A 15082-nucleotide genomic window follows, 5' to 3' on the forward strand; every position below is an offset into this window, starting at 1 on the left:
AGCCCTGCCTCGTGATGGCAGCAGCCGTCGAGCGTGACGTTGATCGAGTATCGAAGCGGTCTCATCTCGTTGCTCTCCCTTGATGCGCGCAGCGCCTTTTTACCGGACGTGTACTTGGACGACTGTCGGCGCCATTTCTCATCGGCGCCCGATGCCATCTGCTCAACACCGTCGTGATGCGAACCAGACCGCAGACCGAGCGCGCGACCGAGGTCAGCCAGCAACTGCGGGCCGCCCACGAACTGTTTGCCGACATGGGAGCAACCGCCTTCGCCGAGCGAGCCCGCATGGATCTGGCGCCGCCGGCGGGCACGCCCAGTGATCAACTGAACGAGCGGCCCGACGAGTACCGATCATTCAATCAATGACTCCTGCCAGCCCAACCCCGGATCAGCGGCGTGGCGGAGGAGATGTCAGCCGGGCGATGTAGACACACCTGACTTCATCTCCCCATTTCCAGAGATTCCAGCGTTTCATCGATCTCGTACGCTGTGGCATGTGATCCCTGCCGAGAGCCCAGAGAGTTCAGTGGCGATCAAGCTGGTCATCGCGGACGATCAGGCGATGATCCGGGCCGGGCTGCGGCTCGTCGTCGAGACGGCGCCCGGCATCGAGGTCGTCGGAGAGGCGTCCGACGGGCGGCAGGTTCTCAGCATGGCCCGTCAGTTACGGCCGGACGTCCTGCTGATGGACATCGCCATGCCGGGACTGGACGGCCTCAGCGCCGCCCGGCAGCTCCTGGAAGACCCCGATCCGCCCAGGATCATCATGTTGACCACGTTCAACACCGACGACAACCTGCACGCCGCGCTGCGCGCGCGGGTTCACGGATTCCTGCTCAAGAGCTCACGCGCCGAGCAGCTGATCGAGGCCGTACGCGCGGCGGCGGCCGGGGACGCGGTCATCGACCCGGCGGTCGCCCCACGCGTGATCGACTCTTTCGCGGCCCAGCCCCATCCGGCTGCTCCGCCGGAGCTTGAGACGCTCACCCCGCGCGAGCTGGAGGTGCTGCGGCTGCTCGCGGACGGCATGTCCAACCCCGAGATAGCACGGGAGCTGCACATCGGCGAGGCGACCGTACGCACTCATGTCACGCACCTCCTGCAGAAGCTCCGCTTACGCGACCGCATCCACGCGGTCGTGTTCGCCTACGAGACCGGAATCGTACGGCCCGGACGGCCACGGCCGCAGGGTCCGCGGGACGAGCCGTGCTGACGAAGCTGTTCCGTGGCCGGCCACCCACCTGGGCGGATCTGCTGCTCTCCCTCGCGGTGACCGTGGCCGGGTTGGTGGAGAGCCTCGGCCGCCAGGGGATCGGCTACGAGCGGATCGAGAACCCGGCACCGATGGCGGCGGGAGCCATCCTCGCCGGCGTGCTGCTGCTTTTCCGGCGCGCATTTCCGATGACCGCTCTTCTGACGCTGACCGCTCTCGGCTTCACTCTGCAGAGATTGACGATCGGGGAGTATTACGCCGCGTGGCATTTCTACTCCACCTTGATCCTTCTGCACACTGTGGCGAGCGCGGCCGAGTCGCGCAGCCGCCGGGGGATCGCCGGGCTGGGGTGCCTGCTGGTCGCGTACGCCCAGCTGCAGATCATGCCCCACGTCGACGTCCCGGAAGTCCTGATCACCGGCATCTTCGTCGGGGTGGCGTACACCAGTGGAATCCTCCTGCGCAGGCAGATGGACCGGACGGCCCGGCTGGCGCAGCTCAGCACCCGCCTGGAGATGGAACGCGAGGAGCGGACCCGCTGGGCGGTGGCCGAGGAACGCGCGCGGATCGCCCGCGAGCTGCACGACATCGTCTCCCACAACGTGAGCCTGATGACCCTGAACGTCGGCACCGTACGCAGGATGCTCGGCGACAGCCCGGAACGGGAACGCGAACGTGCCCTGCTGCTCGGGGTCGAACAGGCCGGCCGGGAGACCATCGGCGAGCTCAGGCTCATGCTGGGGATGCTGCGGTTCTCGGGCGACGGCGACTCCCTCACCCCCCAGCCCGGCCTGGACCGGCTGGACGAGCTGGTCGCCCAGGTCAGGGAAGCCGGGCCGCAGATCGAGCTGCGGATCATCGGCACCCCGACGCCCCTGTCACCAGGGCTCGACCTGTCCGCCTACCGCCTGATCCAGGAGGCTCTGACGAACGTGCTGAAACACGCGAGCGCCTCCGGAGTCGACATCACCATCTCCTACGGCCCCGCCGAGCTGAGCATCCTTGTGATCAACGACGGTGCGGGATCGGACGGCGACGGCGACGGCGGCGGGCACGGCCTGATCGGGATGCGGGAGCGGACCGAGATGCACGGCGGCGAACTGACCGCCGGCCCCATCGTGGGCGGCGGCTACCGGGTGTTCGCGAGGTTCCCACTCAGCGACCCGGTGACGGCCTGAGCCGGTTCCCCCGACCACTCGTCGTCGCTCATGCGCAACATCCGGAGCCCGATCACCCCGGCGCCGGCCAGGTAGAGCGTCCCGCCCGCGATCGTGCCGTACGGGAAGATCGGTGCGGTCAGAATGCCGGTCAGCATCGCGACGGGGGCCCACCACGGCCCGCGCCGGGCGTAGGCCAGCGTCAGGCCGAGCAGAAACAGGCCGAACAGCCCGACGAATCCCGGCAGCTGGAACCCGAACCGGGCCCCGGGATCGGCGAACGCCTGGTCCGCGATGCCGGCCCCCTCGGCTGCGGGGAGTGCTCGTTCGAGCCGCGAGTAGAAGAAGTCACCGAGCATCAGGCTGGAGAAGTTCACGATGCCAAGGAACGTGATCCCCCCGGCGATGTGCCCGAGGACGACGCCCCGCCCCCGGATCAGGTGGACCATGCCCACGATCCCGGGCAGCAGCAGCACCCAGCTCCAATGGAGCGCCGAGGCGCTGACCGAGACCTGCTCCGGATACTGACCGTAGACGCCGACGGTGTCGTCGCCCCGTCCCTGTCTGAGCGCCGGGTCGGTGAGGATGCCGGCCACGTGGACGAGCGGGGCGACGATCAGGCAGAGCCCGGCTGCCCATCGACGAAAGGTACGTGGGTTCGCGAACACCGACATGGTTCTTCCTTCTGTACGTGCACCGTGGATGGCGCGGCCAGGTCGTGAAGGTAGCCGCCGGCATCACCGCGAATCGTCCCCTCATGGGCGGACAGGCGTTCCTCGTTCGACCGGAGCCGCGCCTGTGGCCGGGCCCTCGTCGACCGCGCCACGACGAAGAGCGGCGGGGGAGGGGCACCGGCGGGGCTCAACAGCCACGTTCACATCACCCGGTTCCGGGTCGTCCACGTAACGGATCACGAATCACTCGCGCGACGGATCACTCCGGCTCCCTGCCGACCATAGCCTCCCTCCGTTCGTTGAAAGCCGCTCCCGCGTCCGGGCCGCCGGCGCTCGGCCACAGCGGGACGACGGCGAGTTCGCCCTGAGAGACGTCGGGGCCGCACGCCCCGGCCTGTCCACCGGTCCGCGCCGCGGGAGCCTCCGACTCGAGAGGGAAGAATGAGACTGACCAGGAGAGCGAGGCGTGGTCTCGGCGGGTTGCTGCTCGTCGTGACGTCACTCCTCGCCGCAGGGGGCATGGCGGCCCCCGCGCACGCGGCGGCGACCCCGGTGGCGTTCAGTACGGCCGCCGCGTCACCAAAGACGCAGACGACCACGTGTCCCGCGACCGTGAAGCTGGCCGCGAAGGCCAAGGTGAGGGCGCCGATCGCTCTGAAGTACCAGTGGGTGTTCAGCAACGGCGACAAGAGCGCCGTGAAGACCTACCGCGTGGACGGCAAGGACATCAGGGCGATCCGGCTCAACACGGCGATCAAGGTCGGCTCGGACGCCCGGGGCTGGGGCCAGGTCCGCCTGCTCGGCCCGGTCAAGAAGGCGTCGAAGCGGGCCTCCTTCTCGGTCACCTGCACCGGCGGCGACAACGGCGGCGGGACCGGTGGCACCGCGTCCGGCGGCTGGCTGCACTTCGGCTACGGCCACGGCGAGGACAGGCCCGGCGGGCGCGACAACGGCCACGGCGATCCCGGCACGCCGCCTCCGCCTGGGGAGCAGAACCCAGTCAAGGCCGTCACTCTGAAGGCCGAGGAGCGGCACACCGTGCAGGTCGAGCGCTGCCCGATGGAGTTCGGGCTGATCGCGAGGTTCGACGTCACGGGAGCTCCGGCCGGCTCCTTCAAGATCGGCTACCGTGTGCTGTCCTCTGACGGCGCTCCCGGCCCGTGGCTCAGCTCGACCGTGCCGGCCGGTCACGGCAGTACCCACAAGGTCGAGCCACCCGGGTTCCAGGCGAGCGCCGGGGGCTGGCGGCAGATCGAGGTCCAGCAGCCGAACGGCCTGAAGTCGAATCAGGCCGCCTACAAGGCCGAGTGCACCAAGCCGGGCATCACGCTCAGCAAGGCGAGCGGCCATCCGGGCGACAAGGCCACGGTGACCGTCGTCAACAGCTACGCCGACATCGTCTCCATCGTCTCGGACGCCTTCACCCCGGCCGAGCACAAGGTGCCGGCGGGCAGGCGGGAGTACTCCTTCGAGGCCACGGTCTCGGGCAAGGTAGGCCCGCACGAGGTCAGGGCGAACTTCTCCCGCGGCACAGACGTGAAGGCGGCCTTCACCGTCGAGAAGGACCTCAACCCGGTCAAGGGCGTGAGCGTGACGGTGGAGGAGTCGCGCGGCAAGGACGTCAAGGTCTGCCCGAAGTCCTTCGCCGGCGCGGCCGTCTTCGACGTCTCGGGCGCCCCGGCCGAAGCCTTCGAGATCAAGTACCGGGTCCTGGCCTCCGACGGCACCGTGAGCGGGTGGCTCGGCACCAGCGTGCCCGCGAACCACGACGACACCCACAAGGTCGATCTCGGCAGGTTCAGCACGAGCACCACCGGCTGGCGGCAGGTCGAGGTCCAGCAGCCGAACGGCCTGAAGTCGAATCAGGCCGCCTACAAGGTCGAGTGCACCGAGCCGGGCATCACGCTCGGCCGGGTGACCGGCAAGCCGGGCGAGAAGGTCAAGGTGACGGTGGTCAACGGCCGTTCCGACATCAGGACCATCACCTCGGAGGCGTTCACCCCGGCCGCGCACACCGTGGGCGGCTCGACGAGGGAGTACTCCTTCGACGCGACCGTCTCCGCCAAGGTCGGCGCCCACGAGGTGAAGGCGCTCTTCGCCGACAACACCAGCGTCAAGGCCACCTTCACCGTGGAGGCAGACGCGAACCCGGTCAAGTCCGTCACTCTCGACCTCCCCGGATACTCCGGCGCCGTCCTTTGCCCGAAGGCCGTCGAGGTCAAGGCCATCATGAACGTGTCGGGTCTGCCCGCCGTCGAGTCCACGATCCGCTACCGCTACGTCGAAGAGAACAAGTGGTACGAACTGCAGGTCCCGGCCAACCACGCAGGCACGTTCCGGGGGACGCTCGCACCGTTCATGGTCACGAAGACGGGCCAGGGCCAGGTCACGATCGAGATCGACCAGCCGAACGGGCTGAAGACGAGCGGCACCTACCACGTCGTCTGCGGCACGGCCACCATCGTCGTGGACCCGCCGAACGCCACGGCCGGGCAGAAGGTCACGGTCACGGTCGACGGCGTCGACACCGAGGTGAGCAAGATCGGCGCCTGGGTCTTCAAGCAGCCGTCCACGAGCCACTCCGGCAAGACCAAGGTGGTTCAGGAGGCCGTGCTGAGGGATGACGCACCTCCCGCGGGCAAGCAGGTGGTGACGGCCGAGCTGGTCAACGGTGCGAAGGTGTACGTCGAGATCACCCTCTACCGTTCCCCGCTCGCCGAGGTCACGCTCATCTCGCACCCCAAGCCGCCGCTGCTCTCGAAGGTCACCTGCCCGTACGCCATCGAGCACTCGGCCGTCCTGCGGTTCTCCGAGAGCGCGCCGAAGGGGAGCTACAAGATGAAGTACGTGTGGGTCGCGAACGGCGTGGAGGAGGAGCCTCGCGAGGTCGCGGTGAACAACGGCAACAGCCGTGAGTGGATTCTCCGGTTCGGCAAGGAGACCTTCACCTCCGACGCGCTGGCGCAGGTGCGCCAGCTAAGGGTGTTTCAGGGCGAGGGCCGGGGCGACTCCAAGGACAGCGCCAAGCAGGTCTTCAGCGTCGACTGCAAGTAGTGCGCGAACAGGCGCCACCGCGACGTCCTGCCGGGTGAGCGCACGGTTGTTCTCCTCGTTGATCCGCCCTGTCGTCGGGGGCGAGCCGGCGGTGACCGCATGAATTCGGATGAACGGAGAGTTATGTCTACCTTCACTGGCGGGCGGCCGGCGGCGACGCTGCTGACCGCCCTGACCGCCCTGGCCGCCGTCGCCCTGCTGCCGCCCGCTCCGGCGGCCGCCAGACCCGTGCAGGCCACGATGCCGGTCTCGGTGCTGATGTGCACGTTCACCAACCGGCTCGACGAGCCCAAGGACCGGCAGTTCTTCAAGGACCTGCTCACCACCGAGGGGGCAGGCAAGGGTGGCCTGGCCGACTACGTCACCGAACAGTCCGGCGGCCGGGTGTCGATCGAGGGCAGCGAGGTGTACGGCTGGTACACCATCCCCAAGACGTTCGAGGAGTGGTACGGCTGGGGAATGCCCAACCCGACCAAGAAGAACGACTGCCTGAAGGCCGCCGAGAGCCAGGGGTACCGGCATCCGGCCGGTCGCCCCCTGCTCGTCGTGGTCAACGGCCCACGCGGCGGGTCCAGCGGGCCCCGCGAGTACTTCGACCGCTCCGCCATCCTGGACACCACGGGCTGGACCTTGGACCGGGCGGTCAACGTGGTCTTCGGCCTCTACGGGCTTACCCCGGGGGTGTCCCGGATCGCGGACGGCGCTTCCGCAGATTCCGGCAACCGGTGGGACGCCATGTCGGTGAGCGGGACCTTCTTCCCGCCCTCCGAACGGTTCGGACAGGGGGCGATCGGGCTCGCCGCGCCGAGGCTGGACGAGCTGGGCTGGCTGCCGTACTGGCGGGTCGTCACCCTCGGCAAGGACGGCGCCGCCACCCAGACGGTCCGCCTGGCTCCGCTGGAGCAGCCCGACCGGCCGGGGACGCTGATGGTGCGCGTGCCGAACGACCAGACGACGCCAGGCAGGTACCTGACGGTCGAGTTCCGCAAGAGGACCGGCCGCAGCGCAGCCATCCCGGCGGACACGCTTCTCATCCACGACTTCAAGCCGGTCGCGGATTGGCCCGGCATGCACACCTCCACCCTCCTGGTGGACCAGCGCGACGCCGATGGCCGGCCCATCCAGAGCTACGACCAGGACGGGGTGCGGATCCGCCTCGACTCCATGACCGAGGACGCGGCCACCGTCACCGTCACCACCGACCTGACCACCAAGTGCCGGTTCGGCTTCGTCCCGCGCAACGCCATCGCCGGCGACGACGTCTGTGTCACCGCCGCCGCCCGTGACCAGGCCGCCGACGACAACGCGAACCAGAACGGCCGCCACGAGGGCGACGGCTCCTGCCGGACGTCCGCACCCCTGCATAGAGCCTTGCTGCCGCCGCCGGCAGGGTCGCTCACACCGGAGGTCCACCTTCGGCCCGTACGCGGCGGTAACCGCGTCGCTGGCTCATAGCGGTGTCGATGGCGCTGCGCTTCCACTGCTTCACTCCCGAGTAAATGACGTGCTGTATTTACGCAGCTAAATTTTATGTCGGTTCGCAGGTAGCGGACTCACCCGACCGGCACTTGAGGTTCACATCAGCCACGTACAGCGCTTTCACCTGTGCGTTCTTAGAAATCTCCAGCAATGACCGCGGGTCGTAACTCTCATAAATCAACCCGTAGATCTTGCCTTCCTGTGCGGCCTTCTTGAGCCGTTCCAGGTCGAGATCGAATGCGGCAAGGGCACCCCTGTCCCGCGCCTGGAGCACGGAGACCCATTTCTGGAAAACGGAGACATACGACTGCGCGTCACAGGGCTTTCCGCAGTTCAGGCTGTTCCCAATAGGCAGAGCGCCTTCTGCTCTGCTCAGGAGCGCCCGTTGAGGGCGGGGCAATGAGGGATTCGAACCCCACAGAGACTCCTCCGTCATTGGCTCGGCAAGTTCGACGACAGCTGTCACCTCCACACTGGCTCCAATCTGAGCCAGGAGCCTCCGCGTGTTTTTAATGTTCTCACTGCTCTGGCTTGTCGATCCAAATTGTTCAAGGACGTGGCCGAGGCGTGTCCGCGGCAGCGCTGAGGCTCGTACGGTTTCCGATTCGGTGTCGATTCTCGCATCCGCAATCCATGAACGAGAATAGCCTTCTGCTGACGAACCTAATGGATACACTGCCGTCTCCACAACAACTTCACCACCACGTTGTTCGACTGTTGACCCCGGGTAAAGTCCATAATCCGGACGCGAAGACGCCCACGCGTTCTCAGCGAACGACTGGAAATCTTGTGGGTTCTCATGGAATTCCGTCTGCGTCGGCTGCGAATCACAGCCTGCACACAGAGAGACCGAAGACAGCAGGACCATCATCACGCAAAGGTGCACATACTTGTTCACAGCAATGCCTCACTCGGCTGTCGCTGGTCGGTCCATAACAGCGGCGATCCTGGTAGATCTGCACGCCTTGCATAGTACAGATCTACCAGGATCATGGCCAAGGACGCCATGGATTCTTACTCTTTGAAGGCCGCCTGATAGGCGAGAAGGTTCTTGACTTCATCACCATTGATGGTCGCCTTCGCCTCGCAGTACGGACTGCGCGGTGGACTGTATTGGTTGTAGAACTTGAGGACGTAGTCTGCAGGCAGACCCGCGAAGTCCAGCGGGCGGCAGATTATCGCCGCATTGATTGTGTCCTTACCCTGAACGTTGCTGCCCTTCACCGGAGGATGCAACAGAGTCACCCCTCCGTCCATTCGATGGCGGAACTTGCTGATTGCGCAGGTGTTTTCTGTCACACTGTCGCAGTAAGCCCTGACGCCCGCCGGCGCATTCCACAGTATCGGCTTGACGTACTTGTTGGACTCTGGAGAGGGTTCATACTCTTCAACGCTCTGCACGCACTCCTGGCCAATGTCCACAGACCTGGCCACTGAAATGCTAAGTGACGTTGACAGCGGATAGTCGACCGAGAAACCGAACCCGTCCTCCCGCTTGTAACGGATATTTGTGAAACACCCGCTCGCGGCGCTCTTCATCTTGAGATGCTTGAGAATGTACTTGCCGTTCGCCGTCTCCCAGAGCTCCTTACTGGTTCCCGTCTCATAAAGGCGGATGTAGTTCTGGAACTTGTCCAGCGTCCATCCGGCTGGGCTTACCGACGTTTCCTCTGGATCAGCGCCGGGCCGCACCCTGAACTTCGTCCACTGATGGGTGTTCTGAAGCCGCACCCAGAAGTTCTTCCAGACCCGGACGTCAGTAAACGAGGACAGGAGATGTACGTCGCCTGTCGCAGCACTGCAGGACTGGGCGGCGGCTGCCGTCCGTGCCAGATTCGAAGTTGAGGGTTCGACCTGGCCAGGACAGTCAATCGGCTGGTCATGGAGGTCGGATGGGTCCTCGCACCACTCCAGTGGAACGTTGATGATCGTGATATTGCCGCAGCGATCGAAGACGAAGACGTCTATGCTGGGCTCGCTCGGTTCGATCACCCCGGATACGGCGGCCTCTCCTGCCGGGGCCGCACTTTTGACTGTGGCGGTTTGTGTGACATTGTTCCAGGTCCGTTTGACGCCAGCGATGACACGGACGCTGCCGTTCGGGCCCGACTGAACCACCGGGTCCGTAAGCTCGACCGCTGACTCCGATCTCCTCATGCCCATTCCGGCGAGGAGTTCGCGCTGCTGCACCAGTTCGGTGTTTAGCAGGGCCAGCTTGGCCGCGCTGGGAGCCGATGCGCTGATGCCTGGCGCGTCCCAGATCGTGGTGGCGCGTCCTTCGAGTACCGTGTCCTGGGCTTGGTAGTAGCCCTTGACCCGATCGATGTACTCCTGGGCGCCGGAGTCGCCAGCGACGGCCTTGGTCTGCGGTTGCTCGCCGTCGAGGAAGGGGATGCACGGCTGGCTGGTGTCCTTGACGGGGGGCGGTGGGACAGCCTTAGGCGTGACCGAGGTGACCTCCCAGCCGCTGACACCGAAAGCGGTCTTGGCGCGTACCTTTACCATGTAGGTCGCACCGTTGGTCAGGCCGGAGATCAACGCGAACGGGTCGCTGACCTCAAGGGTCTTGACGACGGTGCCACTGCCGTCGGTCACCTCAACGTCGTAGCCGCCGAGCATGGCGACGCTGCCGTTGGACTCCGGCAGAGCCCAGCTGGCGACGGCGCTCGCGTCTCCGGACTGGGCGGCGAGGTTGAGTACCTTGCTCGGCGGCCCGGCCAGAAGGTAGGTGAGCGTCACCGACGGCTGTTCGGATGCCCCCGTTTCACCGAAAGTGATCATCTCATCTTTGTCAGAGGTGATCAGCAGCCACTGATACTCGCTGCCAGCGACGTTGGCCTGGGGCGACGAGAGCGGCAGCGAGTATGGGGCAACACTGGTGTCGGCGTCACCTGCCAGGTCCGACCCCTTGCTCTCGCCGGTGACCGGGCTCTTCAACGGCGTCGCGGTGATGACGGCGTCGGCTGGGCACGTGCCCACGGGGCAGTTGGCGGTGCCGAGCTTGAGGACGGCTTCCGACACGGCGGCGCCGTCGGGGAGCTCGTCCAGCTTGAACCCGATCACAGCGGCAGTCTTATCGATACCGATGCCGCCGATTCGCATCACCGTATCGTCGGTCACCGTGCATGGCGAGCCATTGCAGGCAGCCGGGTCAGTCTTGGCGGCTTTGACGACGACGCTGTCCTTACCCAGCGTCAGATGTCGGACGTCCTCCACCGGAGGCGGCGGAGGAGTGCCAGGAGTGGTGAAGGATACCGGAGGGGTCTTGGAGGTGCACACCTCCGGGCCGTTGACTACGTCCTGAACTCCGACCGTGGTCGGTGCGGACCCCAACTGGCTAGGGGTAGCGTAGAGGGCGGCAATCTCGGCAGCGGTCAGCGCCTTCTGGTAGAGGCGGACCTCGTCGATGGTGCCCTTGAGGTAGTTGCTGAGGGTTCCGTCGGCCTTGGTACGGCCGAGCTGGACGTTGCTGGTCGCGTCCCAGTTGCTGGTGAAGGCGGTCTCGGCGTTGAGGACGCCGTCAACGTACAGCCTGATCTTGCCTGCGGCGGCGTCGTAGACGCCCACCAGATGGGTCCACTGGCCGGCCACGGCGTTCGCAGTGGACAGGGCGCGCAGCGGGGTGGCCCCCCTGGTGTCGGTCTGGTACGTGACCATGCGCCACTTCTTGTCGCCCGGGGAGTAGGCGAGCTTGAAGGCGCTGTTGACGGCACCGTCCTGACTGACCACCGCGTGGTCGGCGGTGATGTTGTCGATCTTGGCCCAGGCGGAGACCGTGTAGCCGGCGTTGGTGTGGATTACCGGCCCGCTGACCATGCCGTAGCTGGAGGAGGTTCCCCCGAGCTGCATGCCCAGCTGGTCCTTGCCGGTTCCCCATGTCGCCCCTGTCAGGGTGGCGGGGTGGTTGTTGCCGGAGGAGTCGGCCGCGATGGCGCCCCTGCCCTCGTCGAAGGACCAGCGCGCCTTCAGGTCGGCGGCCGGACTCGGCGTCGGGGTGGGAGTGGGGGTCGGCTCGGGGTCGGGCGTTGTGCTCACCTGTCCCACGCAGGCCGCCATCTGCCACGTGTAGGTGCTTCCCGGCTGCACGCTGTTCGCCGGCAACTGGAACGAAGCCCGCTCACCGCCGCTGACGCTACGTGTACCCAGCGGAGCAGAGCCGACCGGGGCGCCGGAGTTGTCGTACAGGTAGTACTTGGCCGTCACGGCGCCGCCGGAGGGGCGGTTGACCATCCCGGACAGGATCGGCTGCATCGGGTCGGCCATGCCCGTCTCGGTGTCGGACGGCAGCACCGGCGCGTCCGAGGTGAGCCGGTAGGCCGGGCTCTCGTTGCAGGAGGGCGGGGTGACGCCGCTGCGACATGCCTTGACCACGAACTTCAGGCTCGCCGGGTTGTCCAGCTGGAAGGTCTGTTCGATGACCTGCCCGGACGGCTTGGCGTTGTAGCTGGTCGCCGCGACCTCGCCGTACAGGTCCTTGATCTCCTTCACGGTCAGCGCACGCTGGTAGAGGCGCATGTCGTCGACCGAGCCCTGCAGGTTGTGGATCGAGGCGGCCGCATCACGGGTGCCGATGCGGAAGGGGCCGCTGGTGACCGTGCCGGTCGGCTGGTAGTCCGTCTCGCCCGACAGCACGCCGTCGACGTACAGCCGGATTTTGCCCGCGCTCGCGTCGTACATGGCCACCAGGTGCGACCAGACGTCGGCCCTGACGAGCTTCTGGGAGTCGACCCAGACGCCGGTGCCCACTGTGCCGCCGGAGCCGGAGACCTGCAGCCGCCACTTCTGCCAGCTCCCGCCCAGGTAGTAGATAGCCAGCCCGAACGGGCTGCCGTCCTGGCTGGCCACGTACTGGATGGCCTCGCTGTCGTGCAGCTTGACCCAGGTGCTGATGGAGAAGCTGGAGTTCTGGTTGAGCACCGCCTTGCTGGTGGAGGCGTAGGTGTCGGGCACGCAGCAGCCGTTGCTGCCAGTCATGTCGTTGAGCCGGATGCCGGAGCCGAGCTTGCCGGTGACGGTCTTGCGCCTGCCGCCCGTGTAGGTGGCGGTATAGCCGTTGCCGCTGGCGTCCGCCGCACTGGCCGCGCCGTCGGCCTCGTCGAACTTCCAGTGCGCGACGTGGCCGGTGGGGAAGGCCGGCGGAGGCGCCATGGTGGAGTCGTTGACGGTGACGGTGTAGTCCAGCTTCGTCGCCTCCGGAACACTGGACTTGAAGCCGACCTTCACGCTCTGGCTGCGCGCGATGGCGTCGTTGCCGACCATGGAGTCAATCGACTCCGCGGTCACCGTGGGGATCTCCGGCGGCAGCCAGTACGACACCGTCAGCTTCGGCGGCTTGCCGCCCACCCGCTCGGCGGAGTGGTAATAGATCCAGAAGCCGTTGCCCTGGGAAGGCTGGTGGTCGAAGTCGGTGTAGGCCGAGACCTGCACGCCCTCGCTCTGCGCCCCGGACGCCCAGGCGTTGGCGATCGCGGTGACGTCCCAGGTGATGGTGCGGGGAATCCAGTTGCCGTTGTCATCGATCGACGACGTACTCGGGCAGATCTGGACCGAGGACCCGAAACTGGTCACCGACGGCCTCGAATTCCAGCCCACGCCGTCGGCATTCCACCCGGAGGTGACCCGCTTGACCTCCACCCCACCCGGGCCGTACCAGCGGCAGGCGACGTCCTGCTCGGCGTACATCTCCAGCCGCGCGTTGCCCACCGAACGACCGGTCAGCGCTGAGGTGTCGAACTTCAGCAGCGAGTTGACGTTGGTCAGATGACCGTCGGCGTAAGTGCGGGCGAGACTCGTCTCCAGCTTCGGGGAGGCCGCCGAGGTGTTGTCGTTCAGGTCGTTGCTGATGACCACGTCGCTGAGCAGCGGCAACGTCGTGGTGGGGTCCACCGTCAGGGGGTAGCGGGTGGCCGGATCGGCCAGGAACGCCGCATCCGGCCGCAGCACCAGCACCTGGCGGCCCTTCTCGGTCACCACCTCAGTGTCGATCTTCCCCGTACGAGGGGGGACCACCTTCCCGGCCTTCGCCTCAGCCGCGCTGGGACCGGCGTCGACGGCCACGGGCTCGGCGGCCGAAGCCACCTGCCTGCCCTTGGCGTCCGTCAGCGTCAGCCCCTTGCCCTTCTTGCCCTCCCCCAGGGTCAGCCCCTCGGTCGTGACCGGGATCCGCAGCTCGACCGGACCGGCAGGACGCTCCCTCAGCACCACGTCGTGCCGGAACCCCGTCGGCAACGCCGTCACCACCAGGTCCGCGCCCGCCCCCGCCGCATCGACGTAACGGGCGACATTGCCCTCGACCTCGGGCTTCGGCAGCTCCGTCGGCCACGACAGCGCGAGCCGCTGTCCCTTCCCGCGCTCCATCGAGGCGAACGGGCTGTCGCCACCCAGCGAGAACGCGATGTCCGCCTTGGACAGCTTGGGTTTGAGCACGCCGTTCTGCTCGACCAGGTCGGTGTTGATCCATGCCCAGGAGCCATCGGCCTGCTTGAGTTGCGAGGGGCCCGAGTAGGACTGCAGGGTCAGATGCCCGTCAGGATAGGCCCAGGTACGCGAAGTCTCGGTGAAGACCGCCTCCACCGGGACCGGCTCGTTCTGCTTCTTGGCCTCTGCGATCGCTGCCCGCAGGGGAGCGTCCGGATCCTCCGGCCGCGGGAAGACGGTCACCGAAGGAGTTGTCGGTCCAGTCGACTCCGACTCGGCCTGCGCCGACGGGATTGTCCCTGCTACAAGCAGCGATGCTGTCACCGTTAGCACCGTTGCCACCGTTACCTGCCGCGCGACGGGCCAGCCCCGTTTCGATGCGCTGACTAACTTGTTCACTGACACCCTTCACATAAATGGGACAAACAGCAAACAAGAGTCATCTAGCGCAAGATCGGTAGGCAAGGTGTCATCAGTTACAATAAAGTCTCGATAAGTTGGCAATGACACAGAGACTCACAAAACTTACAGTGGGTAGCAAGAGGAAATTCAAATTACCGGATTGGCCTAGCTAATCCCACCCGCATTCCAGCTCCTGCATCCGCTTGTCCAGGTCCACCATCCGGGATGCCAGCATCCACTACATCTCGGAGGTCAACCGGCCTGTGACCTGCACGCCTAGCAGCTGGCGCGCCGCTACGACGCGAAGAGCGTCTCCTCCTCTCTGTGGCCAACGTTGGAGGAAGAGAACGACCAGCGGCCCCCGGCGCGGTGCGCGTGTTCGGCCGGGCCGCGCGCAGCTCTTCCTTCAGCCTGGCTTCGGCCTGGACAGGCCACTCGAACCGCATTTGTCGCCCTCCTCGATGTCGCCGCTGCAACCGGCGGACATCCCGGCTGGCGCGCTCGGTGCGCGCGGCGTGCGCTTCGAGTGCGGGCACCCGGAGACGGAGCTCCGCTAGGCCGTGTTTCATAAGGCCTTGAGCCACTGGTTGATCGCGGCGATGATGACGACGGCTTCGTAGCGTACGGCGAGCTTGTCGTAGCGGGTTGCCATGCCGCGGTTGCCTTTAAGCAGGTTGATGCCGC

At 66.4% G+C, this 15082-nt stretch carries 8 protein-coding genes; 5 read left to right on the plus strand and 3 right to left on the minus strand.

The window, feature by feature from the left end:
- Positions 1 to 176: 176 nt before the first annotated feature.
- From ABT158_RS50110 to ABT158_RS50120, 3 genes are all read left to right on the plus strand, one after another.
- On the plus strand, positions 177 to 368 hold the full coding sequence (locus tag ABT158_RS50110; RefSeq protein ID WP_352366398.1) for a hypothetical protein: 192 nt from the start codon (positions 177 to 179) through the stop codon (positions 366 to 368).
- Between the two features lie 160 nt (positions 369 to 528).
- Positions 529 to 1215 carry a response regulator gene (locus tag ABT158_RS50115; RefSeq protein WP_352366400.1) on the plus strand — a complete coding sequence of 229 codons (687 nt, stop codon included), beginning with the start codon at positions 529 to 531 and terminating at the stop codon, positions 1213 to 1215.
- Positions 1209 to 2393, plus strand: a complete 1185-nt coding sequence (locus tag ABT158_RS50120) for a sensor histidine kinase (protein ID WP_352366402.1) — start codon at positions 1209 to 1211, stop codon at positions 2391 to 2393. The genes ABT158_RS50115 and ABT158_RS50120 overlap by 7 nt, the downstream gene beginning before the upstream one ends.
- Here ABT158_RS50120 and ABT158_RS50125 read toward each other — a convergent pair.
- Positions 2345 to 3046, minus strand: coding sequence for a hypothetical protein (locus ABT158_RS50125; protein WP_352366404.1), 702 nt, complete (start codon positions 3044 to 3046; stop codon positions 2345 to 2347). The two genes, ABT158_RS50120 and ABT158_RS50125, sit on opposite strands and share 49 nt — an antisense overlap.
- Positions 3047 to 3538: 492 nt before the next feature.
- Between ABT158_RS50125 and ABT158_RS50130 the strand changes: the two genes are divergently transcribed.
- Together ABT158_RS50130 and ABT158_RS50135 are read left to right on the plus strand one after the other, a co-directional pair.
- On the plus strand, positions 3539 to 6100 hold the full coding sequence (locus ABT158_RS50130; protein ID WP_352366406.1) for a hypothetical protein: 2562 nt from the start codon (positions 3539 to 3541) through the stop codon (positions 6098 to 6100).
- Positions 6101 to 6223: 123 nt separating this feature from the next.
- The gene (locus ABT158_RS50135) at positions 6224 to 7555 is read left to right on the plus strand and encodes a hypothetical protein (RefSeq protein WP_352366408.1); all 1332 of its coding nucleotides are present in this window, start codon (positions 6224 to 6226) and stop codon (positions 7553 to 7555) included.
- A 73-nt stretch (positions 7556 to 7628) separates the two neighbouring features.
- Here the strand turns inward: ABT158_RS50135 and ABT158_RS50140 are convergent, their stop codons facing one another.
- Together ABT158_RS50140 and ABT158_RS50145 are read right to left on the minus strand one after the other, a co-directional pair.
- Entirely contained in the window at positions 7629 to 8477 is an 849-nt protein-coding gene (locus tag ABT158_RS50140) for a hypothetical protein (protein WP_352366410.1), read from the minus strand.
- A 116-nt stretch (positions 8478 to 8593) separates the two neighbouring features.
- Entirely contained in the window at positions 8594 to 14239 is a 5646-nt protein-coding gene (locus ABT158_RS50145) for a LamG-like jellyroll fold domain-containing protein (protein WP_352366412.1), read from the minus strand.
- Positions 14240 to 15082 lie beyond the last annotated feature (843 nt).

It is taken from the genome of Nonomuraea sp. NPDC001636 (assembly GCF_040298265.1).
GTDB lineage: Bacteria > Actinomycetota > Actinomycetes > Streptosporangiales > Streptosporangiaceae > Nonomuraea.